The organism is Spirosoma knui (assembly GCF_054780635.1).
This window is the reverse complement of record NZ_BAAGVY010000012.1, coordinates 148,180-168,963: the sequence shown is the minus strand read 5'-3', so window position 1 is coordinate 168,963 and position 20,784 is coordinate 148,180. Positions and strand designations below refer to the sequence as shown.

General features: G+C 48.9%; 16 protein-coding genes. 10 read left to right on the top strand and 6 right to left on the bottom strand.

Going from position 1 to position 20,784, the window contains the following annotated elements; genetic code table 11:
* The first annotated feature begins 71 nt into the window (after positions 1-71).
* From ACYVIY_RS22540 to ACYVIY_RS22530, 3 genes are all read left to right on the top strand, one after another.
* Positions 72-710: a 3-keto-disaccharide hydrolase gene (locus ACYVIY_RS22540; RefSeq protein WP_460978664.1), complete on the top strand. Its 639-nt coding sequence runs from the start codon at positions 72-74 to the stop codon at positions 708-710.
* A 109-nt stretch (positions 711-819) separates the two neighbouring features.
* Positions 820-2,565, top strand: a complete 1,746-nt coding sequence (locus tag ACYVIY_RS22535) for a GMC family oxidoreductase (RefSeq protein ID WP_460978663.1) — start codon at positions 820-822, stop codon at positions 2,563-2,565.
* A gap of 95 nt (positions 2,566-2,660) precedes the next feature.
* Positions 2,661-3,299: a gluconate 2-dehydrogenase subunit 3 family protein gene (locus ACYVIY_RS22530; RefSeq protein WP_460978662.1), complete on the top strand. Its 639-nt coding sequence runs from the start codon at positions 2,661-2,663 to the stop codon at positions 3,297-3,299.
* Positions 3,300-3,375: 76 nt separating this feature from the next.
* Here ACYVIY_RS22530 and yiaA read toward each other — a convergent pair whose 3' ends face one another.
* A complete protein-coding gene (gene yiaA / locus ACYVIY_RS22525; protein WP_460978660.1) occupies positions 3,376-3,804 on the bottom strand; it encodes an inner membrane protein YiaA in 429 nt (142 codons plus the stop codon).
* Positions 3,805-4,182: 378 nt separating this feature from the next.
* Here yiaA and ACYVIY_RS22520 point away from each other — a divergent pair, with 378 nt between their 5' ends.
* The 6 genes from ACYVIY_RS22520 to ACYVIY_RS22495 all read left to right on the top strand — a co-directional run bounded on the left by ACYVIY_RS22520 (position 4,183) and on the right by ACYVIY_RS22495 (position 12,580).
* The gene (locus tag ACYVIY_RS22520) at positions 4,183-5,874 is read left to right on the top strand and encodes a CTP synthase (protein ID WP_460978658.1); all 1,692 of its coding nucleotides are present in this window, start codon (positions 4,183-4,185) and stop codon (positions 5,872-5,874) included.
* Positions 5,875-5,983: 109 nt separating this feature from the next.
* Positions 5,984-7,837, top strand: a complete 1,854-nt coding sequence (yidC, locus tag ACYVIY_RS22515; protein ID WP_460978657.1) for a membrane protein insertase YidC — start codon at positions 5,984-5,986, stop codon at positions 7,835-7,837.
* A 126-nt stretch (positions 7,838-7,963) separates the two neighbouring features.
* Complete coding sequence (locus ACYVIY_RS22510; RefSeq protein ID WP_460978655.1) at positions 7,964-9,745, top strand: ABC transporter substrate-binding protein; 1,782 nt, start codon at positions 7,964-7,966, stop codon at positions 9,743-9,745.
* 71 nt (positions 9,746-9,816) lie between these two features.
* Positions 9,817-11,106, top strand: coding sequence for a glutamate-1-semialdehyde 2,1-aminomutase (gene hemL, locus ACYVIY_RS22505; protein ID WP_460978654.1), 1,290 nt, complete (start codon positions 9,817-9,819; stop codon positions 11,104-11,106).
* A gap of 54 nt (positions 11,107-11,160) precedes the next feature.
* Positions 11,161-12,168: a glycosyltransferase family 2 protein gene (locus tag ACYVIY_RS22500; RefSeq protein ID WP_460978653.1), complete on the top strand. Its 1,008-nt coding sequence runs from the start codon at positions 11,161-11,163 to the stop codon at positions 12,166-12,168.
* A 70-nt stretch (positions 12,169-12,238) separates the two neighbouring features.
* Positions 12,239-12,580, top strand: coding sequence for a hypothetical protein (locus ACYVIY_RS22495; RefSeq protein ID WP_460978652.1), 342 nt, complete (start codon positions 12,239-12,241; stop codon positions 12,578-12,580).
* A gap of 50 nt (positions 12,581-12,630) precedes the next feature.
* Here ACYVIY_RS22495 and ACYVIY_RS22490 read toward each other — a convergent pair whose 3' ends face one another.
* Positions 12,631-12,786: a hypothetical protein gene (locus ACYVIY_RS22490; protein WP_460978651.1), complete on the bottom strand. Its 156-nt coding sequence runs from the start codon at positions 12,784-12,786 to the stop codon at positions 12,631-12,633.
* Positions 12,787-12,925: 139 nt separating this feature from the next.
* Here ACYVIY_RS22490 and hisS point away from each other — a divergent pair, with 139 nt between their 5' ends.
* Positions 12,926-14,302, top strand: a complete 1,377-nt coding sequence (gene hisS, locus ACYVIY_RS22485; protein WP_460978650.1) for a histidine--tRNA ligase — start codon at positions 12,926-12,928, stop codon at positions 14,300-14,302.
* Between the two features lie 142 nt (positions 14,303-14,444).
* Here hisS and ACYVIY_RS22480 read toward each other — a convergent pair whose 3' ends face one another.
* The 4 genes from ACYVIY_RS22480 to ACYVIY_RS22465 all read right to left on the bottom strand — a co-directional run bounded on the left by ACYVIY_RS22480 (position 14,445) and on the right by ACYVIY_RS22465 (position 20,747).
* Positions 14,445-16,001, bottom strand: coding sequence for a S41 family peptidase (locus ACYVIY_RS22480; protein WP_460978649.1), 1,557 nt, complete (start codon positions 15,999-16,001; stop codon positions 14,445-14,447).
* A 493-nt stretch (positions 16,002-16,494) separates the two neighbouring features.
* Positions 16,495-17,898 (bottom strand): COR domain-containing protein, encoded by a 1,404-nt coding sequence (locus ACYVIY_RS22475; protein ID WP_460978647.1) that lies wholly within the window; start codon positions 17,896-17,898, stop codon positions 16,495-16,497.
* A 6-nt stretch (positions 17,899-17,904) separates the two neighbouring features.
* The gene (locus ACYVIY_RS22470) at positions 17,905-19,302 is read right to left on the bottom strand and encodes a leucine-rich repeat domain-containing protein (protein WP_460978645.1); all 1,398 of its coding nucleotides are present in this window, start codon (positions 19,300-19,302) and stop codon (positions 17,905-17,907) included.
* Between the two features lie 557 nt (positions 19,303-19,859).
* Positions 19,860-20,747, bottom strand: a complete 888-nt coding sequence (locus tag ACYVIY_RS22465; RefSeq protein ID WP_460978644.1) for a sterol desaturase family protein — start codon at positions 20,745-20,747, stop codon at positions 19,860-19,862.
* Between the last annotated feature and the right edge of the window lie 37 nt (positions 20,748-20,784).

Genomic DNA, 20,784 nt, shown 5'->3' with positions numbered 1-20,784 from the left:
TGCCCCAATACAGGTAAAACAGGCTGTTCGGCCGCTTCTATACCTGTTAACGATACGTAACAAGTGGTCTTATGAATGCCATTGTTCAATTCTGTATACTCACTACCCTCAGTTTTTGTGCGTGGTTTGGCGGCCATGCCGTGAAGCCAACTCCTATATTCGACGGCAAAACCTTTCGGGGCTGGGAAGGCGACACGACGGGTTTGTGGCGCATCCGGGATGGAGCGCTGGTGGGCGGTTCTCTCACGCAGACCGTTCCTAAAAATGACTTTCTGTGCACAACCCGGAGCTACGCTAATTTCGATCTGAAGCTGAAATGGAAGCTGATCGGTACCGCCGGTTTTATCAACGGGGGAGTGCAGTTCCGGAGCCAGCGGTTAACCAACCCAGCCCACGAAATGACGGGCTACCAGGCCGACCTAGGCGATGGCTACTGGGGTGGACTGTACGACGAATCCCGACGTAACAAAACCTTAGTCGCTCCCGATTCGAATCAGGTGAAACACATTTTGAAACGTAACGACTGGAATGAGTACCACATCCGGTGCGAAGGACGGCGCATCCGGCTCTGGCTGAATGGACAACCAACCGTCGATTACACCGAACCTGATGCGGCCATTCCGCAGTCGGGAATCATTGGTCTGCAAATTCACGGCGGAGGCAAAGCTGAAGTCGCGTACAAAGACCTGATGCTGGAAGAGTTACCCTGAGCCGGGGAGTCGGGGGCGGGCGATTGATTTGCTACCTGACAGCGGCTTCACGTTTATGTTGTATCTTTAATTCGTATTCTGAACAATTCCGTAAAACCGTATTTTCTGCATGGACCCAATTCAGATTAAAAAAGCCCCGGCACAGTATGATGTGGCTATCGTCGGCTCTGGAGCCGGAGGAGGCATGGCGGCTTATATGCTTGCAAAAGCGGGGGCTAAAGTTGTCTTGCTGGAAGCAGGCGGCTATTTCGACCCAGCCGATCCAAAGTATATCACGCAATTAAAGTGGCCCTGGGAGTCGCCCCGGCGCGGAGCGGGTACCACCCGGGCTTTTGGCGATTTCGATGCCGCCTGGGGTGGCTGGGACATTGAAGGAGAGCCCTACACGACCGCCAAAGGCACCGAGTTCTACTGGTTCCGCTCGCGTATGTTGGGCGGACGTACCAACCACTGGGGACGTATCTCACTCAGGTTTGCGCCCGACGATTTTCGGCGGAAAAGCATGACCGGCGTCGGCGAAGACTGGCCGATCGGTTACGACGACATCAAGCCATTTTACGATCGCGTCGATAAGCTAATCGGTGTATTTGGCTCGGTGGAGAATATGCCAAGCGAACCCGATGGTATCTTCCTGCCGCCCCCAAAGCCGCGTCTGCACGAGCTGATGATTCGGAAAGGAGCCCGCAGCATCGGTATTCCGGTAATACCGTCGCGTCTGTCCATTCTGACCAAGCCGATCAACAACGAACGCGGTGCCTGCTTCTATTGTAGCCAGTGCGGTCGGGCGTGCCAGGCCTATGCCGATTTCTCGTCGTCGTCGGTACTGGTCAAGCCCGCCATGAAAACCGGCAACGTTACGTTGATTAACGGAGCGATGGTGCGCGAAGTGGTAACCGACCCGGCTACCGGACTTTGCACCGGCGTTAGTTACGTCGACACGCAAACCTTGCAGGAGGTAACCGTAAAAGCCAAAACGGTAGTTCTGGCGGCTAGCGCCGGTGAAACAGCCCGGCTGCTCTTAAATTCCAAGTCAGCCCGGTTCCCAACGGGTCTGGCTAACAGCAGCGGAGTTGTCGGCAAATACATCAACGACTCGACCGGAGCTTCCCGCTCGGCATTCATCCCCGCCCTGATGGACCGGAAGCGCTATAACGAAGATGGGGTAGGTGGTATGCACGTCTTTACGCCCTGGTGGCTGGACAACAAGAAACTGGATTTCCCCCGTGGCTACCACATTGAATATTGGGGTGGCATGGGTATGCCTGCTTACGGATTCGGCTGGGGCGTTGAAGAACTGAACGGCATGATTCCCGGCCGCGACGGTAAAATGAAACCCGGTGGTGGTTACGGTGCCAGCCTGAAAGACGACTACCGGCGTTTCTACGGTGCTTACGTCGGTATGGCCGGTCGGGGCGAACCTGTACCGCTGGAAAGTAACTTCTGCGAAATCGATCCGAACGTAGTGGATAAATACGGTATCCCCGTCCTCCGGTTCAATTACAAATGGTCGGATTACGAGATCAAACAGGCCAAGCACATGCAGGATACGTTCGAGGAGATCATTCACTCGATGGGCGGTATTGCTTTAGGAGCCAAACCGAACGCGGCCAACAACTACGGTCTGGCCGAGCCGGGCAAGATCATCCACGAGGTGGGTACCGCCCGCATGGGTAACGACCCCAAAACGTCGGCGCTGAATAAGTTTCAGCAGGCGCACGATGTGAAAAACCTGTTTGTGGTCGATGCCGCTCCGTTCCCTTCGCAGGGCGATAAGAACGTAACGTGGACGATCCTGGCCTCGTCGATGCGCACCTCCGAATACCTGATCGATCAAGTTAAACAAAAGAATATCTAACACTGCGCCTTCCTGTTCCGTCTGCTGCGGCTGATTTTACCAACGTAACTACGTATCAGCAGACTGATCGGGAGACCGTATAAGCAACTACGTCTATGAAACGCAGAGACATTCTCAAAACGATACCTGCCACGGCACTGGGATTTGCAGTCGCGCCCGTCGAAGCGGCAGTACCGGCTCCACCGGATGTAAAACCACTCAAGGTGCCGGGCGGCCGACAAAAGTTTGAAGCTGAGCGTGATGCTAAACTGCACGCCGAAAAGTTTTTTACGCCCCATGAGCTACAGACCGTAACGGTGCTGGGCGACATTATTATTCCCGCCGATGAACGGTCAGGAAGTGCCTCACAGGCCGGGGTGCCCGCGTTCATCGAATTTATGATGAAAGATCAGCCCCGCAACCAGACCCCAATGCGGGGCGGAATTCGCTGGCTGGATAACACTAGCGTGAAACGTTACGGCAAGCAGTTTGTTCAGTGCACAAAAGCGCAGCAGATCGACCTGGTCGAACAGATTGCGTATCCGGCTACGGCCAAGCCGGACATGACGCAGGGCGCTGCGTTCTTCAGCATGATGCGGAATCTGGTCGCTTCCGGCTTTTACACCAGCCAGATGGGTATCAAGGACATCGGCTATGTCGGTAACACGCCCAACCAGTGGGATGGTGTTCCTAACGACGTCTTAAAACAGTATGGACTGGCCTACGAAGAGCGCGAACTGACCCAGGGTAAGTAGTTGGTTACAAACCTGATTGATACAAAAACGGCCTTACTCTCCAGTAAGGCCGTTTTATTTATAACCTGGCAGGTAGTTACTCAAGACTGCTCACCGAACGAGCCGACGATGGGGTGCGGTCGCCCGTCTGACTATCGCGCGTATTTTTTTGTACGGCAATGGCTGCGAACATGCTCAGCGTGAACGACATGGCATAAAATCCTTTTTCGCTTAGGGTCAGGCTGGCATTCCACAACCCTACCGTCAGCAACAGAATGGCCAGAATCACAGATAGCCAGCTAATACCGTAATACACGTTTGTGACGGGGATACCCTCGATCCGGTCGCGTACGCTTTTCTGGACAGAAACGGCGGCAAACAAACCGTACATCAGCACAGTGAAATAATAGCCTTTTTCGTTCAAGGGCATCTGGGCATTCCAGAGGCCAATATTAAACGCTAAAATACCCGCAATAAGCGCAGCCCAAGAGGCCGCAATAAACGCACTAGATGGTTGTTGGTTCATTGATTTTGTTGGTTGGTTATGGAAGCCGGTTATGTTGACTAACCGCTTGAGGAAGAGTTAATTTCCGCTGCAAGTCTCCCACTTATTTTTTCACTAAACAACTATTGGGTCTTACGACTTAGTAACCGGTAAGCGGGGTTGAGGAATAGCCCACAAAGCCGTTGAAGACCACCCCTGAGTACAGCCATTTACTCTATATGCCGCTTATAAACTGAGCGCTGAAGACCGGTTGTAGCCAGAATGTCGACAGCTTCGATGCCATCCGTTGACGACCAACGGCTTAGCCGCTACCCCCAACATTTTCCCATTTTTTAAAACCGTTTTCTGGTTTATTTTATCTACCTTTATATCCCGTAACGACCAAATCAGGTTTCAATCATGGCGGCTACGGGACCAAAATCCGCAAAATATATTTTTGTTACGGGCGGGGTAACTTCATCACTTGGCAAAGGCATTATAGCCTCTTCACTGGCCAAACTTCTTCAATCACGGGGACTTACGGTAACGATCCAGAAATTCGATCCGTACATTAATATCGACCCCGGTACACTCAATCCGTACGAACATGGCGAATGCTACGTCACCGACGACGGAGCGGAAACCGATCTTGATCTTGGGCACTACGAGCGGTTCCTGAACCGGCCCACGTCACAGGCGAATAACATCACCACGGGACGTATCTACAACAATGTCATCACGCGCGAACGGCGGGGCGATTTCCTGGGTAAGACGGTGCAGGTTGTCCCCCACATCACCGATGAGATCAAACGGAATATTCGGTTGCTGGGTGATACGGGCGAATACGACATCGTGATCACCGAAATCGGGGGCTGCGTCGGCGACATCGAATCGCTTCCCTTTGTTGAAGCCGTTCGTCAGCTGAAGTTTGAACTCGGGGAGAAAGATACGCTGGTCATTCACCTGACCCTCGTGCCGTATCTGCAATCGGCGGGCGAATTAAAAACCAAACCGACGCAGCACTCGGTACGGATGCTGCTCGAAAATGGCGTTCAGCCCGACATCATTGTGTGCCGTACGGAGCACGCATTGCCGCAGGACATTCGCCGGAAAATTGCCTTGTTCTGTAATGTGCAGGTAAACTCAGTTATCGAAGCGATCGATGCTGAAACGATTTACGACGTACCGCTGCTCATGCAGAAGGAGCGACTGGATCAGCGCACGCTGTACATGCTTGACCTCTACAACGACAAGGACGCGGATCTGGACGCCTGGAAAAGCTTTTTGGGGCGACTTAAAAACCCCGGCGATACCGTTCGCATTGGGCTGGTGGGTAAGTACGTCGAACTGAAAGATGCGTATAAGTCCATCGCTGAATCGTTTATCCACGCGGGTGCAGCCAACGAATGCAAAGTGCAACTGGAATGGATTCAGTCAGAAACCCTGGTTGATGAGCACCACTGCGCCGAAGTATTGCGCGAACTGGACGCGGTGCTGGTTGCCCCTGGTTTTGGGGAGCGCGGCATCGAAGGCAAAATCAACGCCGTACGGTACGTTCGTGAACACGGCATTCCGTTCCTGGGTATTTGTCTGGGTATGCAGATGGCCGTTATCGAGTACGCCCGTAACGTAATGGGTATTGAAGATGCGCATTCAACAGAGATGGAGCCGCATACAACCAGTCCTGTCATCAGTATGATGGAAGAGCAAAAGAGCATCACCGATAAGGGAGGCACGATGCGGCTGGGGGCTTATACCTGTAAGTTGAAACGTGATTCACTGGCGCACCATATTTACGGGAAAACCCAGATCAGCGAGCGTCACCGGCACCGCTACGAGTTCAATAACGATTATCTCGATCAGTTTGAGCGGGCAGGACTGCGCCCAACGGGAATTAATCCCGATACTGGTCTGGTTGAGATTGTCGAAATGGCGAACCACCCCTGGTTTGTGGGCGTTCAGTTTCACCCCGAACTGAAAAGCACCGTGATGAATCCACACCCTTTATTCGTGCAGTTCGTGCGGGCCGCACTTGCCTATAGTCAGCAGAAACGCACCAGTGAGACTCCTGGCCGCACCGCTCCTGTAGAAACCGCTGATTTGGTTGATTAAGCGGGCGAATTGGCGTAATTTTACGCGCTGATCTACGATGTACGAACTACGATTTCATACTCGCAGGTAAACGTCGTACATCGTAGATCGAATTTCGTAAAATACATACATGGATCGTAATCAATTAATTGGCATTGTCCTGATCATGGCGATGCTGGTCGGTTACCAGCTTCTGGTACCGAAGCCCGCGCCCGAGAAGGAACCGGCCCAAAAAACACAGACGACAAAGCCCACTACGGCGTCAGCGGCTCAAGCTGCTCTTACTAAAGCGGAACAACCCCTTGATTCGGCCGTTGCCCGCCAGCAATTCGGTGACTTTGCGACAGTGGCTTCTGGACAGGCGCAGGATGTAGTCGTAGAAAATAAAGACATGAAGGTGACCTTCAGCACCCAGGGGGGGCGTGTGAAGGAAGTGGTTCTGAAGAATTATAAAACCTACGATCAGAAGCCACTCGTCCTGATTGATGCGCAGAGCAGCCGGACGGTATTGGAATTGCCGACCAATCGGGGTAAGGTCGATCTGCACAAACTGTATTACCAAACGAGCACCCAGAGTGGCAGCGTAGGCAGTCAGCCGCAGCAGATTACGTTCCGGGCTGAGGTGGCAGCGGGGCAGTCGGTCGAGCAGGTATACACCCTGCCCGTTGAAGGCTACGAAATCGCTTATGGCTTAAAAGTTAATGGTCTCGACAATACGGTTACCAACGATAACATCCGATTCTACTGGGAAGATAAAATGCGCCAGTACGAAAACGATTTGTTGAATAACCGCCGGGCCGCCACTATCAATTACCTGACGGCCGACGAGAATTTTGATAAACTCACGGAAGGCGAAAGTAGCCAGGAGGCCACGCTCGAAGAGCCGGTTAAATGGTTTACTATTAAACACAAATACTTTTTGTCGGGTTTTGTGGCCCAGAACAGCCCGCTGACCAAAGCCAATTTTAAAGCCTTGGTTGACCCAACGGATACTAGTGTCGTGAAAACGGCCATTGCCGATGTGTCGTTGCCGATGGCTGACGTCAAATCGGGGAAGGGCCAGTACAAGTTCTTCTACGGTCCAAACGACTTTCAACTGCTGGGGAACGTAGCGCCGGAGTTCGACCAGAACGTGTATCTCGGCTACTCGGTATTGAAGCCGATCAACAAGTATTTCTTCGTGCCGGTTTTCAACCTGCTGGAGAAGTTCATCTCGAACTACGGGCTGCTGATTATTGCCCTGGTGGTGTTTGTGAAGCTGATTCTAACGCCGTTAACTTATAAGTCGTACGTGAGTATGGCGAAAATGCGCGTGCTGGCTCCCGAAATCAATGAGATCAAGGAGCGCGTGGGCGACGACATGGCTAAGCAGCAGTCAGAGCAAATGAAGCTGTACCAGGAAGTAGGCGTAAGCCCGCTGAGTGGCTGCGTACCGGTACTGGCTACCATGCCGATTCTGTTCGCCCTCTTCATGCTCTTCCCGAACCTGATTGAGTTGCGGCAGAAAACGTTTTTATGGGCTCCTGATCTTTCCACTTACGACGCCTTTATTACGTTCCCGCAGTTGCCTTTTATCGGTGGTCACCTGAGTTTGTTTACCGTCTTGATGACCGCTTCATCGATTGCGTACGCGTATTACAACAACCAGACGACGCCGACACAGCCGGGGCCAGTGAACATGAAGGCGCTGAGCTACGTGTTCCCGCTGATGTTTATGTTCGTGCTGAACTCGTATCCCGCTGGTCTGACGTTCTACTACTTCGTATCGAACGTAGTGACAATTGCGCAGCAGCAGCTGATTCGCCGGTTTGTAGACGAGGATAAGATCAAAGCGTTACTCGACGAAAACCGTCGGAAGAACGCAGCGGGTGAGGGCAAAAAGCCGGGTGGTTTCCAAGCGCTTCTGCAAAAGCAGCTGGCCGCAGCCGATGAGGCCAGGAAACAGGCCGAAGAAGCGCAGCGGAAAGCAAAACAGAAGAAGTAAAGTTTAGTTAGAAGTCTACAGAGCCTGTTTACATAACGAGCCGATAAGACGTTTAGAAACAAACGGCCTAAGCGCTTACCAAAAGCAACGCTACCGCGTTGCTTTTGTGCATTAACCCAAAAAAACATGAACGAGAGACTTTATTGGTTTAAACTGCTGGCAGGCAGTCTGATCTGGCTTGTGAGTCAGCAGCAGGCTGTTGGGCAGGTAGGAGCTGATGCCCAGAAACGCTATAAGGCTGCGGTTCGGCTCGTTCAGACGGGCGACTACGACCGGGCTAAATCGGAGCTGAACGCGATTATTCAACGGGATGGTCCTCTCGCTCCTTACGCGCATTATTACTATTCCATTGCTGCGTTTCGGCAGCGTTACTTCGGCCAGTCGCGTTTGATGCTGAAGCAGCTCATGAACCGCTACCCCGACTGGCGGAAGATGGACGAAGCACGTTATCTATTCGGGGCTGTGTGCATGGAAACCGGTCAGTTTGAAGACGGCCTGACGGAGATGCAGCGTATTGGCGATCCGGCACTGCGGGCCGACGTAGCAAAACTGGAACAGCATTTTATCCGGCAGATTACAGATTTGAATCGGTTGAAGCAGATGAACCGGGAGTTTCCGGAAGATCGAATCATTGGATTGGCTTTAATTGATCTGATTCAGCGATCATCCAGCGATAAAGAAGACTTGGAATTGTCAGACCGGTTAACGAATCGCTTTGGGGTGCCGATCACGGCCTCATCCCGACCGACTACGGTGCCTGCGTCAACCACAACAACAGCGCGACCAACGCCAACTACTCCTCAGACCAGTCGACCGGCCCGGGCGAAAGGCTATTACAATGTAGCCGTGATGTTTCCATTCCGATTAGAGGATTTCGACGCGGACAAGCGGTTACGGGCGAATCAATACGTATACGATCTGTACAATGGAATTAAGTTAGCTAAAGACAAACTGCAGGAAGAAGGGATTACGGTGAATCTGTTTGCCTACGACGTAGATAATGACGCCAACAAAACGCTGGAACTGGTGAACAGCCCGGCGTTTGCGCAGACCGATCTAATCATCGGCCCACTATACGTAGAGCCAAATCGCATTGCTTCGGCCTTTGCCAATCAGAATAACGTATTGCTCCTGAACCCGATCGCAACGAGCAGCGAGTTAGTCGCCAACCAGCCCATGTCGTTTCTGGCCCAGCCCTCACTCGCCAGGCAGGCGCAGCGTGTGGCCGAACAGGCCCGAAATCTGGGCGGAGGACGTAAAGCGGCTATTTACTTTGGGACGACCCGTAAAGATTCGCTGTTGGCCACAGCATACCAGGCCGAGCTGAAGCGGCTAAATTATCAGATCGTGGATTTCCGGAAACTGACCGGAAGTACGCAGGCCATTGCCGATGCCATGCAGCCGACCGGGCCTACAACGACGACAGTCGTAGCATCGACAAGCGCCAGTATTTCTCTGAGCCACATATTCCTGTCCAGCAGCAACGACGACGATGGTCCTAAGCTATTAGACGCCCTGAGCCGCCGACACGTAACGGGCCCGGTACTGGCTACCGCTGCCGCTTTCGATTTTTATAAAAACTCCCTGTCGACCTTTACCCGACGAGATCTGTATCTGCTCTATCCTGACTTTATCGATACGGCGCGAGAGCCGGTTACCGCCTTTCAGGAGCAGTATCTGGAGCTTCGGAACACAATTCCCTCCGTATTCGCCAGTCAGGGATATGATATGATGCTGTTTTTTGGCCGCCAACTGGCTAAAAATGGACCGGGCCTGCGGAACCGCACCAGCCTCCGTTCAGACACGGATGATTATTTACTGTCCGGATTTGATTATACACAAAGCAATGAAAACCAGATCGTTCCCATCGTGAAGTACGACAGCGGGCGGTTTGTAAAAATTAATTAACGAAAGAGTGTAAAAGCAAAAGAGTGGTTTTGAGCCCTCTTTCGCTTTTACACTCTTTCGTTCTTTCTCCTATGAACACGAGCGAACAATTATTTGAGAAAGCGAAGCAACTGATTCCGGGTGGGGTTAACTCTCCCGTTCGGGCGTTTCGGGCGGTTGGTGGCAATCCGCTGTTTATCAAGTCAGCCAAAGGACCGTATATCTACGATGAAGACGGTCGGCAATACGTCGAGCTGATCAACTCGTGGGGCCCCATGATCCTGGGGCATGCCTTCGAGCCGGTTGAGCAGGCCGTTCGGGATGCGATTCAGCATTCCTTTTCGTTTGGCGCGCCAACCCGCAAAGAGGTGGAAATGGCTGAGTTAATTATAGACATGGTGCCGTCGGTCGAAAAAGTGCGGATGGTCAACTCCGGTACCGAAGCGACGATGGCTGCTATTCGGGTAGCCCGGGGCTTTACGGGTCGTGATAAAATCATCAAATTCGAAGGCTGCTACCACGGTCATGGCGATTCGTTCCTGATTGCGGCCGGTAGTGGTGCTGTTACGATGGGTGTACCGGATTCACCGGGCGTTACCAAAGCGACCGCAGCCGATACGTTAACCGCGCCTTATAACGACTTGGCCGCCGTTGAAATACTCCTCGACAATAACCAAAATCAGGTAGCGGCTCTGATTCTGGAACCGGTCGTCGGCAATATGGGCTGTGTGCTGCCCGCACCCGGTTTTCTGGAGGGTCTTCGTTCCCTATGCGACAAACATGGCGTTGTGCTCATCTTTGATGAGGTGATGACCGGCTTCCGCTTAGCCAAAGGCGGAGCGCAGGAACGATTCGGTATTACGCCCGACCTGACGACAATGGGTAAAATCATTGGTGGCGGTATGCCCGTTGGCGCGTACGGCGGCCGTCGCGACATTATGGACGTAGTGTCGCCCGCCGGACCGGTTTACCAGGCCGGAACGCTTTCGGGTAACCCGATTGCGATGTCGGCCGGGTTGGCCATGTTACGTCACCTGAACGAGCATCCCGAGGTCTACACCCGCCTGGAAGAGATCGGCCAGAAACTGGTTACAGGTTTCCAGAACGGCTTGCAGAAAGCAGGGCTCAACTACACGATCAATCAGATCGGGTCTATGTTTACCTTGTTCATGACGGAGCGATCAGTGACGAATTTTGCCGAAGCTAAATCATGTGACTTGCCGTTGTTTGGTCGATACTTCCACGCCATGTTGAACCGGGGGGTGTATTTAGCGCCATCTCAATTTGAAAGCTTGTTTGTATCGGTCGCCTTGACCGACGAATTAATTGATCAGGTAATCCAGGCAAACGAAGAAGCGCTGGTCGAAGCCTTGAATGCATAAGTAAGTGGTCGGTGCCCGATTCCGTAGCATCGACCATCAGCTATCCTTTTTTGTATGTTTTTTTCCGTCATCATCCCCGTCTACAATCGTCCGGACGAACTGCGCGAACTACTGGTAAGCCTGACCCAACAGACGTACCACAACTTCGAGGTGCTGGTCATTGAAGACGGCTCTACGGTGAAAGCAGATGCGGTGGTAGCTAGTTTTGGCGATCGACTCCGAATCCGTTATTTTTTTAAAGAAAACTCCGGCCAGGGGTTTACCCGAAACTTTGGCTTTCAACGCGCTGAAGGCGATTATTTTGTCATTTTCGACTCCGATGCGCTGGTGCCTCCGCACTATTTCCAAACCGTCGCTACGTATCTGACCGCTACCCGGCTGGATGCATACGGCGGACCTGACGCAGCTCATCCCGATTTTACGCCCGTTCAGAAAGCAATCAGCTACTCGATGACTTCACCGTTTACGACGGGAGGCATTCGGGGTAGCAAAAAAAATTTGGGCGGTACGTTCCATCCGCGAAGTTTTAATATGGGCCTATCTCGGCAGGTCTGGGAAAAGATCGGCGGGTATAAACTCAGCCGGATGGGGGAGGATATTGAGTTCGCCATCCGCATTATCGAAAACGGTTTCGTAACCGGACTGATTGCGGATGCGTTTATTTACCACAAACGCCGAACGAACTTCGGCCAGTTTTTTCGCCAGCTGCGTTTTTTCGGCAGGGCCCGGATCAATATATCCCGGTATTATCCGTCGGAGTTAAAGCTGGTGCATACGTTCCCGGCTCTGTTCACGCTGTTTGTATTCTCAGTGCCTGTCTGGGCCTTGATTAGTCCGGTGCTGTTCGCGCTGGCTGTGGGGGCACTGCTCTTGTTTTCGGGACTGATTTTTCTGGATGCTACCCGGAAAGAAAAAAGTGTTTACGTAGGTCTGCTCAGTATCGAAGCTGCGTTTGTCCAACTGATCGGTTACGGTTTCGGATTTATAAGCGAGGGCTGGAAACGTATTCGGGAGCCCAAAGGGTTTCGGGAGACCGGAGCAACCATCGATTATCCATCTTAATGTTTCGTGCTTGTTAACAAATAAACGGATGGTTACGTTATGAACGTACACCACCTTAGCTGTAAACGACATGGCAAAGCTTCCTCCACCCCCCGGCCGCCGATTAGTGAAGCGGATGAGTACCCGCACAAAATGGCTGTTGTTAGCGCCGATTAGCCTCATGCTGGTTGGTGCTGGGTTGTGCGTATTAAGTGAGGCAGGTCATGCTAAACATACCGGAGGCCCCTTCCGGCAGTGGTTTCTGATTGGGCTCTACGGGCTTATTCTGGTCAACGGCGGCTTGTCGTTGTTTGGGCAGGCCGTCCGGTACCGGGTCCAGCTCGACTATCGCCGGTTTGTGCGCCGGGAGTTTAAAAAGCGCGAAGGAAATCGTAGAAAACGAAAATCCTCATCCGGTCGAGATGAGGATTAGGTAGTAAGTCGCCGGTTCGTTGTTGCTTAGCGGACCGGGCAGATTGAACGTTACGCTGCTTTCTTCTCAGCGAATGAAGCTTTGATTGCTTCTACGTCTACGTTCTTGATGATTGGCTTACGCAGCAGTTGTTTGATGGCGTTGGTCTTATTATTAGCGACGGCGCGGTTCCGGCGGCCTTTCCGCTTCAATTCAGTTACTCCCATGACGGTATATTGTTTTAACTTGTCGGTTCTTGCTAGTAAAATGCAGCGTCTCTGCAAATGAGACCGCAAAAATAAGGTTTTTATCAGACAAAGTAAATGGTACGTCCGTTCTTTTCGGTTAGGTGCGTAATTTTGCCCTATGCAAAAACCGACCTTACCCAAAGGGACCCGCGATTTTGGGCCGGAGCAAATGCGCAAACGGCTATTTATTTTTGACACTATCCGTCAAACCTTTCAGCGTTTCGGCTTTCAGCCGCTCGAAACGCCTTCGATGGAAAACCTGTCTACGCTGATGGGTAAATACGGTGACGAAGGTGATCAGCTCCTCTTTAAAATTCTGAACTCCGGCGACTTTGCTGCTGAACTGACCGAGCTGGACATTACGTCCGGCTATAAAAAACTTACGCCCAAGATTTCTGAAAAAGGCCTTCGTTATGACCTGACCGTACCTTTCGCGCGTTACGTCGTCATGAACCGCAATACGCTGACGATGCCGTTTAAGCGCTATCAGATGCAGCCGGTCTGGCGGGCCGATCGTCCCCAGAAAGGCCGCTACCGCGAGTTTTATCAGTGCGATGCCGACGTAGTTGGAACGGATTCGTTGCTTTGCGAAGCCGAAATTGTGCTGATGGTGCACGAAGTATTTCGCAACTTGGGCATTCAGGACTTTACGCTGAAAATCAACAACCGGAAGGTGCTGGCGGGTATTGCCGAAGCGATTGGAGCCGCCGGGCAGGAGGGACCGCTGGCCGTTGCGATTGATAAGCTCGATAAGATCGGCCAGGAACGGGTGCTGGACGAATTGCGCGAACGTGGTTTTTCTGAAGAGGCCATTACGAATCTTGCCCCCATGTTTACTATAGCTGGTAGCCCGGCCGACGTACTTACGCAGTTGAAGAGCTGGCTTAATACGTCGGATACGGCGCAGAAAGGTATTGCCGAGTTAGAAGAGGTTTGGCGGTTTGTTGAGCAGTACAGGTTGACCGATTCGCGGCTGGAACTGGACATAACCCTGGCGCGCGGCTTATCGTATTATACGGGCGCCATCTTCGAAGTGAAAGCTAACGGGGTGCAAATTGGTAGCATCAGTGGGGGAGGACGTTACGACAACCTGACGGGCGCGTTCGGACAACCGGGTTTGTCGGGCGTTGGCATCTCGTTCGGCGTTGATCGGATTTACGACGTAATGGATGAACTGAATCTGTTCCCGGCTTCGGCCGGACAGGGCACGCAGGTGCTTATCGTACCTTTCGACGCTGAAGCAAGGGGAGTCGCCTTGCCGTTATTAACCCGACTTCGGGAAGCCAATGTAGCGGCTGAGGTTTATCCGGATCTGGCAAAAGTTAAAAAGATGCTCGACTATGCGAACGCCAAAGGGATTCCGTACGTAGTGCTGATTGGTTCGGAAGAAGTACAAACGGGGCAGATGTCGCTCAAAAACATGATAACCGGTCAGCAGCAGAAGATACGGGCCGAAGAGATCGTATCGGCTATACATAACCCTGCCCCGCAGTAATAATCTGCGTCGCCTTATGGCAACTGGGGCTGAATAGTCACCACAGAAAGCCCTGGTTGCTGGGTGTTACATTTGACTTTAGTACATGTAGCGTGTCGACGAGAAGCTGGCCTACGCGGAGTAAGACTAGTCTCCTAAAAAATTACTGATAGTGTTGACCAGATAAATAGTTGTACGTCAGCGAGCAATGTTCAACAACGCGGCCCGCGCTATCTACTACAACTAAAACGGTCTCTCCACGCCAACTGCCCTGGCTTAAGTGAAGGCGAACGTATCGCTTATTGTCAATAGTAATGTGATGAGCTACTGTTAAACGGCGGGCATTACGCTTGACAAAGGGCCACCGCATTTTTGGCCGGATTGGTGTCCGTAGTTCCACGTAGAAACGATTTGCAACGTTTTGCTGATAGAACTGTGAATCCGCTTTTTGCTCGGCTTTAATTCGTTTTTCTACGCCATCAGTCCAGTAAGCTGACTGTAACGAATAACACTTGGTAGCGAATGGAGCTAACAAGGTTGCATCTTCTTCTACTAAGCCAGTGGAATAAGCGGTTATATCGCCGTAGGTCTTATTGGTCAGTACGCTGTCGGCATAGAAGTTTAAAGCAATTTGTTCGTAGCAAATAGTATGTTTGGCGAGTTCCGATTGATTCAAGTTTAGAAAATCGACGACCTGTTCTAAAACCGGGTCACGCCCTTGCAACATATCGTTTCGATGATGCAAGGCTACCCGATCAACAGGAACGCCTTTCCCTTCATAACTGATACGTTTGCTGCTAACGGTTTGGCCATCCGATAAGGAAACCTCCCAACCATTAGGCAATTTCTTTCCTAACATAGGCGAGAAAATGCCGTTTGTAGGTTCCCCAATCAGTCTGACGTAGGGAAAATCTTTGAGGTACATGGCGCAATGGTCGGCGGCACTTATAGTAGCTCCACTGGTCAAAAGAACGGTTGGTTTGATGAGTTGCTTGGGGCCTTGGGGGGACACCTGATAGGCTCCCCAGGGCGTGTACTCGAATTTTGGTTTACTCACGCGGGTACGGGCATAGCCAACCAGTCGTTTCACCTCAGTAAGCCGCCCGACCAAAGCCCACAAAAAGTCTGGTGAACCGCCACCGTTAATTCTAATATCAATTATCAGCCCTTTTACGTCGGCGAATGCAACAACCATTTCATCCAACTGTTTTTTGAACTCCTCTAAAGGCATTCCTCCAAAGCCGTTTAGTTGCAGATAGCCGAGTTCTTTTGACCGGCAGTAACCGCCAATCTGGTAGGGCTCACTCCTAAACTTAACAAGCGGCCCGAATCCCTGTGGCTGTAGCACATTAAGGGTGACCTGGTGAAATTGGCTTTGTAATTCTTTGGTGGGAAACTCCTGATAAAAGCGGGAATATTTGGCACTCGCGGGTAGGTCACCTATTGGGGAAATAGCAACGTGGCCATCTTTAAGTGGAGCCACCATTTCGTTGAAGATGGCTAGTAATTGTTCATTTGTGGTATGTGAATTGACTTTGGGTCTAAACTGTTTGTATTGCTGTTTCCAGTCAATTCCTCTGGTCTCAAAATGGGCGTAATGATGATCGAACAATCGCCAAAACTCCTCAAAGTTTCGTTCAGGATCATACTCTGGAATTGGTTTTGCCAATACAACGCTTTGGCAAAAGAGTAAGATTAATACGTATACAAGTTTTTTCATGCCAGCGTTGTCTTCGTCAATAAGGCACTTTTTTTAACTGTAAGGCCGATCTTGTGGCGCTCCCGTTGTCGCACGAGCTTTGGACATGGAACCAAACCGCTGATGTTGCATAAACCCCTCTAACCGGGCCGTCGCTACGGCGTTCGACCTATCAAATGAAACCTGCTGAACAAGCAATAAGTCTAACCTATTCGCCTGCAATCTGCTGATCGCTACCTGAAAATAGAACAACTTCTTTAACCTACTCCCAACGCCCACTAGGGTTAATGGAGTAGCACACAACGTCTCTAAATACAGACCGCTTTAACCTTTGCACCCTAGTTTTGATGTACTGTTAAATTGCAAATGACTGGTTATCAAGTATCGTTCAAAAAGGCAATTTAACAGTTCTTCTGGGTTCGTTCGCTCTTGAACACGGTGGCGGTTGGGCTGACCCGCTTCCATGCGGGACGTGCTCCCTGTTGCAAGACAGCCGCCTACGCGGAGCGATTTATTAATTCAAATCTTGACTTATATGGTTCATATTCAAAACAAGATGAACGACTTCCAATGTCTCTCCATTATTTTCATGTCGCGAAACACCAATTTTCATATTTGAAAAACTATTTAGGTCCTCCCTTACACTAAATCCAGAAAGAGGATACTTATCTCCGTAATCATCATTGGAATTTATATTTTTAATATACTCAGAATAGTTGACCCATAGGTTGTCAAACCTATCTGCCTCCCCAAATACGATAATGAATTTCCGACTAAGTTCATGAGTGTCATACCTTGATAGTAATTTTTTTAAGTGTTCTGCTACTACTACGTTTTTTGGACCACAGCTTTCAAGTCTGAAACATTCAATAATTGTAATTGGAATTCCGTTACTCCTTCTAATCATAATATCTATTTCACCAGAGCCTCGGCCACTTCCTGAAAGCCCCGATCTCGTTTGATCTGCTATATTATGCCCTTTAGTTCTCAGTAGATCAACGATATCATCATTAAACAAGTCTTCAATTTTCTTTTGAAACTTTCGTTCAAGAATCCTGGAACATACCTCAATAAGATCACTCAAAATCTTATCAAGAGAATACATTGGATTGTTATCAGGTTCAGGATTGTCTATTCTATATAATCCAAGAAGTTTGTGAACTGTAACTCCCGTATAACTAACTTCACAAGGTATAGTTCTAAAGGTATTATCTTGACCTATCTTCCTAACAAACAAATAATTGAATAAATGTGGACTTTGAGAATTAGCGCACTCTGGACAGATACATGGAATTTTCTGCGGAACATCATGATAATTCAATGAGGCATGAATTTCGTCTAATTCCTTTCTAATAATTTCAAGTAAAAGAGACGAATTATTTCCATGAATCCATATATATAGTTTCCGAGAATACTGATCTGTAGTCACAAGTGCACGGGTATTTTCTCTTTGAATAATTACTCCATTTTTCCAAAATGTCCTATCATAGACTAAATTTCTCATTCTCACAATAAAGCGAGCCATAATTCCGGCTGGCATAAAATCATAATGGTATTGGAAACGTAAATTATCTGCATAATTCCAGTCAAACTCAATTTTTTCAGGCGTAAGTAGTTCTGGTATAAGGTACGTATCTTTATCTACTTCAAAGCACAATTCGAACTTCTTCATCAAGTTGACTATGTATGGCCGTTTATCGCGTTCAAATTCAATAAGTATATCGTCTAACATATTAGAGTCAAACTCTCCTTCTCTCGTGATAACATCCTTAGAATCGAGTATTTTGTAAACGGCATTTGTAGCCCACTCTGGCTTTAAGAAGACTAAATTTCTTAATAAACTATCATCTTGAAAGTGGAGGAAAACACCAAGATCATGAAAATATTGACTTAAAAAGAGTGCCTTTTTATTAGACAAGCCTTTTTAATTACAAATAGTTAAATACTTTTCTGTTGGAATATAGTTTGAGTCTAAAGATTCTAATTCAGTTCGTATTTCAAGCCACACTTTTGGAAGTCTATCACCAATTAAAGGAAGTGAATCAATTTCGACTCCAATTTGAGAAGTTAACTGCACTATATTCTGACCACTCTTTGCACTAACCTGATGAAAAGCGACTATATTTTTAAATTTAGCCTTGAGAGACCTCTCATCAATATTAACTATTCTCTCATCAATCTTATTCAGCGCAATTATAACAGGAGAATTGTTACTTAATAAGCGAATTACATTAAGCCAATAATCAAAACTTATAAGATGTTGATCTGTTCTTGCTTCCCAAACTAGTAAATATAGAGAACGTTTCGTTAGGAAAAATTGATGGGTAGAATGGTAAATTTCCTGACCGCCAAAGTCCCATATATTGACTCTAAAATCTGGCGACGAATGTGTTTGAATTTTCCATGTCTTAATATCAATTCCTTCTGTTGTGTGGGTATCAGGTATAGAGTCGTGGATTAAACGATTCATTAAATATGTTTTACCAACATTACCTTGTCCAACTATCAGGAGTTTTGCTTCAAACAGTTGAACATTATCTCCGAGAGATAAATAGTAGTTTATAATTCCCGAGACTCCTTGGGCTGAAATCTCTACAGGAACCCTTTCCATTGGGTTGCCATCCAAACCGAGTACCTCAAGTGATGTAAGATTCTCGAATTCTTTTGGTAGTAATTGAATTCTATTGCCACTTAAATTTAATTTTTTAAGTTTTGTTAATTTACCTAAACTCGATGGTAAGTACGTGAGTTCATTAAAACTCAAATCAAGTTCTGTTAAATTTTCAAATCCTTCAAATGCATTATCCTCTACGGAACTAATTTTATTTTCAGATAAAAGTAATTTTTTAAGGCTTTTAACTTGACTGATTACGGTTGGAAAATTTTCTAATTGATTGCCTTGGAGATTTAAAATTTTACATTTCGGATAGTCTATATTTTTATAAGGAATCGATTCGATAATATTATAACTAATATCTACCTTTTCTACATTCATCAAATTTACGAAAATATTATCATTGAGTTCACTAATTTGATTCTCTGCAAAATTTAGAGATTTTATATTTTCAAGAGTGAAGACAATAGTTGGAATTTCTTTAAAGCTATTGTTTTTTAAGCTCAAATGCTCAAGTCCTTTAAGATTATAAAACCAATCAGGAATCCTCTGGATTGAATTCCCAAATAAATCGAGAGTTCTCATTCTCTCACAATCTTTGAGCTCAATAGGAATTTCTTTTATTCTACCGCTAGTGAGTTGTACATTAGAAGTGTTTGATTTTAAGCTTTGCAACTTCTCTTTAATATGTGGTTTCAATGACTTCATGTCTTCTTGTGTAATTTAACTGTGCAAAGTAATGTACAAATTCTTTCCGTAAGATGATACCCAGTCTAATTGGCTCGCCATCTACAATAATACTCTGCTAAGTTAGTTGAAAATGAGAGGTAGGCGAGTGCGTTGTGTTCCAAATTGTCGGGTCACCTGTTACGTTGTTGCTGGCCTATTTATAGTGTTTTTCGAGTCGGACGCTTCGTTGAAAATCCACTTTTTTTCGGCCCAACCGGAGCATTTCTCGTGTCGGCGCTACGTGCCAAATATGTTTTTTTTGACTTCCTAACTGAGACGTTTCTAGTGTCGACCGAAACCGCCCAATGAGCCAAAACCACCTTGCCACAGGACGTGCCCCCTGTCGACCGCAAGCTCACTACTACGTTACCGCCTATTCCGTCCACCCAACATATTAATGTATGTAAAACCGCGGAACTAAAAGCTTTTAATAATCAAGCTATTCTAGCTCCGCTTCCTTGGCATGTATCTATCGTTAGAGCAGGGTGCCGAGTTTGCTGTTAGTTAACTCATTGACTAAAACCGTTTTGTTGCGTTCAGGCGGTGTGTTTGGTTAGGGGGTTACGTTTCTCAGCTTGTAGTTGCTTTGTTGTTTTACGCGATCCGTCGTGGCTCCAGCCCGGAGGGCCAAACAGGTACCCCAGGGCGTTACGTACTGAGCTAGACCGGCGCAGATCGCGGGCTATATCGCTCCACTCGTGGAAGGCGATACGCACAGGATTATACGAATCCACATTCTTCGTGAGGCCGTACGTTGGGCGGTTATGTTCGGGTTCGAAGGTGTCAAACAGCCGATCCCAGATAATGAGAATGCCCCCGTGGTTTTTGTCGAGGTAGTCGAGGTCGGAGCCGTGGTGGACGCGGTGATGAGAAGGGGTATTGAACACAAATTCAATGGGAGCAGGCAACTTATTAATGAGTTCGGTATGAATCCAGAACTGATACAACAAACTGATAGCCTGCATGGTCATCACGGCCACGGGCGAGAAACCTACAAGCGGTAACCAGGCCCAGAACAGGAATGCCCCGCTCAACGTACCGGTCCAGGTTTGGCGCAAAGCCGTGCCCAGATTATACTTCTGCGATGAATGGTGAATCACGTGCGACGCCCAGAAGTACCGGCTGCTGTGACTAATCCGGTGAAACCAGTAGTAGCTAAAGTCATCGGCCACGAACAGCGCCAGCCAGGCCGACCATTGGGTCATGTCGATGGTAAACAGGCGGAACTGATACACAAACGAGTACACGCCGAACACAAGTACCTTGCCAACAAGACCAACGATGACATTCCCGATGCCCATCGCCAGACTGCTGGCTGTGTCTTTAGCGTCGTAATAATCTTTTTGCTGTTTGGCCGTTACTATTACCTCGGCGATCAGCAAAATGACAAAGCCGGGGATGGCGTATTGAATCAAGTCTTTCATTACGTTCGTATATGATTTAACGCGACAAGCGTATCCA

Bases quoted from the DNA above. Each gene is read 5' to 3' on its own strand.
- ACYVIY_RS22535 (WP_460978663.1), top strand. From the start codon at position 820: ATGGACCCAATTCAGATTAAAAAAGCCCCGGCACAGTATGATGTGGCT.
- yiaA (WP_460978660.1), bottom strand. From the start codon at position 3,804: ATGAACCAACAACCATCTAGTGCGTTTATTGCGGCCTCTTGGGCTGCG.
- hisS (WP_460978650.1), top strand. From the start codon at position 12,926: ATGCAAAAACCGACCTTACCCAAAGGGACCCGCGATTTTGGGCCGGAG.
- ACYVIY_RS22490 (WP_460978651.1), bottom strand. From the start codon at position 12,786: ATGGGAGTAACTGAATTGAAGCGGAAAGGCCGCCGGAACCGCGCCGTC.
- ACYVIY_RS22540 (WP_460978664.1), top strand. From the start codon at position 72: ATGAATGCCATTGTTCAATTCTGTATACTCACTACCCTCAGTTTTTGT.
- ACYVIY_RS22530 (WP_460978662.1), top strand. From the start codon at position 2,661: ATGAAACGCAGAGACATTCTCAAAACGATACCTGCCACGGCACTGGGA.
- ACYVIY_RS22520 (WP_460978658.1), top strand. From the start codon at position 4,183: ATGGCGGCTACGGGACCAAAATCCGCAAAATATATTTTTGTTACGGGC.
- ACYVIY_RS22510 (WP_460978655.1), top strand. From the start codon at position 7,964: ATGAACGAGAGACTTTATTGGTTTAAACTGCTGGCAGGCAGTCTGATC.
- hemL (WP_460978654.1), top strand. From the start codon at position 9,817: ATGAACACGAGCGAACAATTATTTGAGAAAGCGAAGCAACTGATTCCG.
- ACYVIY_RS22480 (WP_460978649.1), bottom strand. From the start codon at position 16,001: ATGAAAAAACTTGTATACGTATTAATCTTACTCTTTTGCCAAAGCGTT.
- ACYVIY_RS22500 (WP_460978653.1), top strand. From the start codon at position 11,161: ATGTTTTTTTCCGTCATCATCCCCGTCTACAATCGTCCGGACGAACTG.
- yidC (WP_460978657.1), top strand. From the start codon at position 5,984: ATGGATCGTAATCAATTAATTGGCATTGTCCTGATCATGGCGATGCTG.
- ACYVIY_RS22465 (WP_460978644.1), bottom strand. From the start codon at position 20,747: ATGAAAGACTTGATTCAATACGCCATCCCCGGCTTTGTCATTTTGCTG.
- ACYVIY_RS22495 (WP_460978652.1), top strand. From the start codon at position 12,239: ATGGCAAAGCTTCCTCCACCCCCCGGCCGCCGATTAGTGAAGCGGATG.
- ACYVIY_RS22470 (WP_460978645.1), bottom strand. From the start codon at position 19,302: ATGAAGTCATTGAAACCACATATTAAAGAGAAGTTGCAAAGCTTAAAA.